The 2,395-nt window shown below is 68.0% G+C and carries 4 protein-coding genes; 2 read left to right on the top strand and 2 right to left on the bottom strand.

All coding sequences use genetic code 11. The features are described 5' to 3' along the window. Positions 1-368, bottom strand: a 368-nt coding sequence (locus B7L92_RS44000; protein WP_438364057.1) for a transposase, incomplete at its 3' end; no start/stop codon positions are given. 100 nt (positions 369-468) lie between these two features. Between B7L92_RS44000 and B7L92_RS36915 the strand changes: the two genes are divergently transcribed. Together B7L92_RS36915 and B7L92_RS36910 are read left to right on the top strand one after the other, a co-directional pair. Beyond that, the gene (locus B7L92_RS36915; RefSeq protein ID WP_081241511.1) at positions 469-783 is read left to right on the top strand and encodes a DUF6980 family protein; all 315 of its coding nucleotides are present in this window, start codon (positions 469-471) and stop codon (positions 781-783) included. Positions 784-848: 65 nt separating this feature from the next. Continuing rightward, positions 849-1,409, top strand: coding sequence for a hypothetical protein (locus B7L92_RS36910; protein ID WP_081241510.1), 561 nt, complete (start codon positions 849-851; stop codon positions 1,407-1,409). A 196-nt stretch (positions 1,410-1,605) separates the two neighbouring features. On the opposite strand, the gene B7L92_RS36905 is transcribed toward B7L92_RS36910, so the two are convergent. After that, positions 1,606-2,112 carry a hypothetical protein gene (locus B7L92_RS36905; protein WP_255311324.1) on the bottom strand — a complete coding sequence of 169 codons (507 nt, stop codon included), beginning with the start codon at positions 2,110-2,112 and terminating at the stop codon, positions 1,606-1,608. Between the last annotated feature and the right edge of the window lie 283 nt (positions 2,113-2,395).

Raw genomic sequence — 2,395 nt, 5'->3', positions numbered from 1 at the left:
CGGCACTCGCGACCCGCAGGATGCCGCCGGAGGACCCCCGGCGGCCGTTCCTCGTGCCTCAAGGGCCGGCCTCCCCGGGCCCACCGCCGGGCGTCGGCCCCGGGCAAGCGTGAGGCTGGGATCACCGTGCACATGCGATCCGTCGTGCTGAGGTCACGGAGGCGGGCCGACGCGCTCGTCCCGCAACTCGACTGCCAGGTGCCGTCCCGCTGTCGGCGACGGAAAAGGTCATACCCCCGGCCCCGGGGACCGTACTTGGCGGGCATGTCCCGCCACGGGACACCGGTGCGGACCCGGAACCGTATGCCGTCGATCAGCTGCCGTCGAGGCCGGACGGGCGGCCGCCCCGCCCAGGCCTCCTTTGGCAACGCCTTTGCGCGCCCGTCAGGTCTCCACGTGCCACCCGGTGATCATCACGGACCGTGATCTACTTCTGGTCACGGTGTCGATCGACGAGAAGCCGAGGTCATGACCCATCACTGCTGCGAGGCGATGACCAGCCGCGTGAACGTGCGCTGCGACCAGCACGACGACCCCTTCGCCTGCCCGGACGCGCTGGTTGACTTCAACGTCACGTTCCAGGAGTACGGGCTGATCATCCATGACGGTGGCACGTCGAGCATCACGATCGACTTCTGCCCCTGGTGCGGACGACGCCTCCCCGAGTCACAGCGGGACCGATGGTTTGACGAGCTGGAGCGCCGCGGGATCGATCCGTGGGAGGACGAGGTGCCTGCTGAGTTCCAGGACGACCGCTGGCTCACCTCTCTTCGCCAGAAGTGACGAACCAGCAGCCCCGGGCCGCTTCTGGAACACGCCCTGGATGTGCTGAGAAAGGCCGGCACCACATGTCTACCGACCAGACGTCCTGGGACGCCGCGGTACGCCACCTGTACAGGGACGCGTGCGCGTACATCGCCACCGGTCCGCGCCACCAGGAGGACTGGACGCTCGACGTCCTCGCGCTGATGGCCCGGGCCGTGCCGGACCCCCGGGGGCTGGGCCCGCGTCGACGACGCGGAGGAGGCCCCGAGCGCGTGGGGAACCCCACGTGGCCCTTCGCCGCCCACTCCTCGGAGTACGTCGCGCCGCGTCTCAAGGAGATCGACCGGGACAGCGCCGAGAACCTGCTCCTGGCCCTCACCGAGGGCGGCTGCACCCTGTCCAACCTTCAGTACTTCACCGAGTCCCCGGACGAATTGCGGGCGATGGCACTCACGGTCCTCGCACGGTACGGGGACAAGGCCACCTGTCGTACCAACGTCCGCAAGACCGGCAGCGCGCCCGGCACACTCGACTTCACGCTGGAGAGCCTGGAGTACAGCCCGATGAGTGTCTTCACGGAGGATTGCGGTCTCGTCGTCTCGGACACCGAGGTCGGTCTGTTCTGGAACTTCAATGACCTGTGATCCGGCTGTTGACCTCGTACGAGCGCAGCCGGTGCAGGGTGACCAGTCCGGTAGCGAAGGACGGGGAGGTGAGCCAGTGGCACGGGGCAGGGACCAGTGCGTGCGCGGCCCGAACGGTGGCGGGTTTTCCATCCCGTTGAACAACACATGCGCCGCCGGGGGCTCGCCTTCGAGGGCCCGTCGTCGTCTCGCGGTGTCAGAAGTGGTCGACCGTCTCTCCCTCGGGCACCCGGTAGCAGCCGGACGTGACGTTGATCCCCAGGCTCGGTGTCGCGTCCTCGGAGTACTGGACGATCCAGACGCTGACCTTCTTCGCGTCGTTGTCGGCGACCAGGTTGAGTGCCTTGTGGGGACTGTTGTCGTGGTACAGCTGCTTGGTCACCCAGCCGGCCGTGTTCAGCCTCTCCTTCAGGTTCTCCATCGCCAGGTCGATGTCGCCGGGCTTCGTCGGTGCGAGGTTCCAGGGGTGGTAGACGGTGAAGTACCTCTCCAGGGCTTTGTTTTCGCACTCCTTGACGCCGGGACCGGGCTCGGACGCCTTGCCTGGGACGCCGGCGAATCTGTAGAGCTCGCTGGACACCTCCTTCACGGCGGCGACCGCCTCTTCGGTCGTCGCCGTGCCGGCGTCGGGAAGGCCCGAACGGGCCTGCTGCGAATTGCCGGCGGTGCTGCCGGGGGAGGCGTTGCCGTCGTTTTCGGTCATGCCGCATCCGCTGAGGAGAAGTCCGGTCAGGACGAGGGCCAGGGGCAGGGACAGAGGGGAGCCGTCCCGGTGGTGCGGGGCCGGTACGGGACGTGGGCCGTAGAACATGAAAGTCCAGGATCTTCGTCGAGTGGGGTGGTGGCGGAAGGGTGCTCGACACCGTCATGCCTTTTACCCGGGAGCGGTCATATGGCCGCCGGCTGCTTTCTGCCCGGGCGTCGCTGCGTACGTTAGGGGGCGGGAGCACTGCGCGGCATCCGCGTGCCCGCTCGATCCGGACTGA

It is taken from the genome of Streptomyces viridosporus (genome assembly GCF_002078235.1).
Lineage (GTDB): Bacteria > Actinomycetota > Actinomycetes > Streptomycetales > Streptomycetaceae > Streptomyces > Streptomyces viridosporus.
The sequence above is the reverse complement of the archived record's forward strand: the minus strand, read 5'-3'. Positions and strand labels throughout refer to the sequence as shown.

Coding starts and splice junctions, on each gene's coding strand:
- B7L92_RS36915 (WP_081241511.1), top strand. CDS start 469: ATGACCCATCACTGCTGCGAGGCGATGACCAGCCGCGTGAACGTGCGC.
- B7L92_RS36910 (WP_081241510.1), top strand. CDS start 849: ATGTCTACCGACCAGACGTCCTGGGACGCCGCGGTACGCCACCTGTAC.
- B7L92_RS36905 (WP_255311324.1), bottom strand. CDS start 2,112: ATGACCGAAAACGACGGCAACGCCTCCCCCGGCAGCACCGCCGGCAAT.